Source organism: Anaerorhabdus sp. (assembly GCF_036657415.1).
GTDB lineage: Bacteria > Bacillota_I > Bacilli_A > Erysipelotrichales > Erysipelotrichaceae > Anaerorhabdus.
On record NZ_JAVXGL010000139.1, the window covers coordinates 1 to 3,038 of the forward strand.

The following is a 3,038-nucleotide window of genomic DNA, read 5'->3' on the forward strand; positions in this document are numbered from 1 at the left end:
AAATGAAAATTGCAATAGCACAAATGGATATAATCGCAGGACAATGCGAACAAAATTTTAATAAAATGAAACAAATGATAAAGTCTGCTAAAGATGATGGTGCAGATTTGATTGTTTTCCCTGAAATGAGTATTACAGGATATATGCTTCAAGATAAGTGGACAGATACAGAATTTCTTAAGACAGTGATGGAGTACAATCATCGTATTTGTGGCTTATCAGAAAATATTGGAATAATATACGGTAACATTTTTATAAATGAGAATAAAACGGGTAGAGATGGTCGAGTAATTCGTTATAATGCTGCCTATTTTTGCATGAATAAACACTGGGTTGAAAGAGAACAAGGGGAACCAGGAATCTACATCAAACATTTATTACCAGAATACCGCATGTTCGATGATGAACGATATTTCACAAGTGCGCTTGACATGGGTCTTTCACAAGAAGAAACATGTGCCCCATTTGTTGTAGAAATAGCTGGTAAACAAATAAAAATAGGTTTGGAGATTTGTGAAGATCTATGGAGTAAAGATTATAATTTTGATGTAACTAAACATTACTTAAATAAAGATGTCGATTTAATTGTGAACGTTTCTTCAAGCCCATGGACTTTAAATAAAGAATTATCACGTGATAAACAAGTTAAAGCACATTATAAAATGAATGGTAAGTTTGTACCGTTTGTTTATGCTAATGCCTCTGGAATGCAAAATACAGGCAAGACGATTTGTATGATGGATGGTAATAGTAGAGTCTATAATGGACAAGCAGAATGCATCGCTTCATGTAATGATGCTTTTAATGAAGAATTAAAAATTGTTGATTTAACACAAATCGATATTGAAGAACCGGTGGAAAATAAATTGTTTCATGCCCTTACTAATGCAATTAAACAAGTAGATAAACAGATGTTTAATTCTAAAGTTAAGTGGATAATCGGTTTATCAGGAGGTTTAGATAGTACAATTAACGCCTGTTTATTAACTTATGCCCTTGGAACAAGTCGTGTTATTGGTTATAATATGGCTTCCCAATATAACAGTGATACAACAAAGAATAATGCTAGAAATCTTGCGGAAGGTTTAGGGATAGAAATACGTGAAGGTTCAATAGAAGGTGTTGTCAATGCGACACTGGATACAATGAAAGAATATAAATATAACAATGCAGATCATGGATTAGTGTTTGAAAATATTCAAGCAAGGATTCGTGGACACTTACTTTCAACATTTGCTTCTCTTGAAGGTGGCGTAGTAATTAATAATGGTAATAAGGTAGAAGTGGCTTTAGGTTATTGCACAATGTATGGTGATTCGATTGGTGCTTTTTCTCCTTTAGGTGATTGTACAAAAGTACAGCTATTTGAATTAGGATATTTGATGAATAAAGTTTTTAATAAAGAAGTAGTGCCAACTAATTTATTGCCGCAAATTGAAGGGGATAAAATTAAATGGGAATTACCTCCTTCAGCTGAACTTAAAGATAATCAACTGGATCCAATGAAATGGTTCTATCATGACTGGTTAATTTCAAAAATTACAGAATATCCTGGTTTTCAAGTTGAAGCAATTTGTGAGAGTTACTTGAATGGTAGTTTACTAAATAGTGAGATGGGACAATGGATAAGATATTATGGATTAGATAATCCTAAGAAGTTCATTGATGATTTAGAATGGGTAATATCAACAATGCAAAAAGCAGTTTTTAAACGTCTTCAAATGCCACCCATTGTATTGGTAAGCCGTGGAAGTTTTGGTAATGATTTTAGAGAATCACAAATAAATGCAATACCATCAATGAAATATATTGATTTAAAAGAAAAGATATTACTTATGAAAGGATTACTATGAAAATCTGTCAGTACGCAAAAAAATGTGGAGGTTGCCAATATCAAGGAATCGAGTACAGCAAGCAACTTGAAATGAAGCAAGCTAAAATGAATGAACTATTTAAACCACATCCAGTTCTTCCAATTATTGGACAAGAAAATCCATATAATTATCGTCACAAAGTATTCGCAACGTTTTCAATGAGTAAGACCAAAAAAGTGACATGTGGTATCTATGAAGAAAATAGTCATCGTGTTGTACCGATTGAAGATTGTTTAATTCAAAATGAGAAGGCAAACGCAATTCTCAAGACGATTTGCGAAATTGCGAATAAGCTTAGAATACAACCTTTTAATGAGGATCGTGGAATAGGTATTTTGAGACATGCTTATTTAAGAGTTGGCTATCATACTAATCAAATATTACTTGTATTTGTATTAGGGCAACAAGTGTTCCCTGGTAGTAAAGAGTTCATGAAAATTTTGCGTGAAAAACATCCTGAAATCACAACAATTTGTACACAAGTTAACGCAAGGAAAACAAGTGTTGTCTTGGGTGAACAAGAAAAAGTATTGTATGGTAAAGGAACAATTGAAGATGTTTTATGCGGCATAAAATTTCAAATATCAAGTAAGTCTTTCTATCAAGTAAATCCTGAACAAACCGAAAAACTTTATGCTAAAGCAATTGAGTTAGCGAATGTAAGTAAAAATGATATTGTACTAGATGCTTATTGTGGTATAGGAACAATTTCATTGATAGTTGCGAAATACGCAAAAGAAGTTGTTGGAGTTGAAGTGAATAAAGTAGCAATAAGAGATGCAATCAATAATGCAAAAATTAATCAAATCAAAAATTCAAAGTTCTATGCTGAAGATGTTTCTTTATTCATGAGAGATTATGTTCAAGATATGAAAGGTGTAGATATTGCAATCATTGATCCTCCACGTGCAGGATCAGATGAAAGATTTCTTAATTTACTTGCAAGTCTTAAAGCAAAGAAAATAGTCTATGTATCTTGTAATCCAGAGACACAAAAAAGAGATATTAAAGTCTTAGAGAAAAAAGGATATAAGATATCAATTATTCAACCAGTTGATATGTTCCCATTCACAGGGCATGTGGAGACGGTTGTATTGATGTCAAAGAAATAGAAAATAGAAGTCATGAAAAGCCTTATTTACTGGGATTTTCTTCATATACGCG

Annotated in this window: 2 protein-coding genes; both read left to right on the forward strand. The window is 32.3% G+C overall.

Annotated features, from left to right (window positions below):
• Positions 1 to 1,853: NAD(+) synthase (gene nadE, locus RSB60_RS11370; protein ID WP_332616454.1), on the forward strand; the 1,853-nt coding region annotated here is incomplete at its 5' end.
• Positions 1,850 to 2,986: a 23S rRNA (uracil(1939)-C(5))-methyltransferase RlmD gene (rlmD, locus tag RSB60_RS11375; protein ID WP_332616456.1), complete on the forward strand. Its 1,137-nt coding sequence runs from the start codon at positions 1,850 to 1,852 to the stop codon at positions 2,984 to 2,986. The genes nadE and rlmD, both read left to right, overlap by 4 nt.
• Positions 2,987 to 3,038 lie beyond the last annotated feature (52 nt).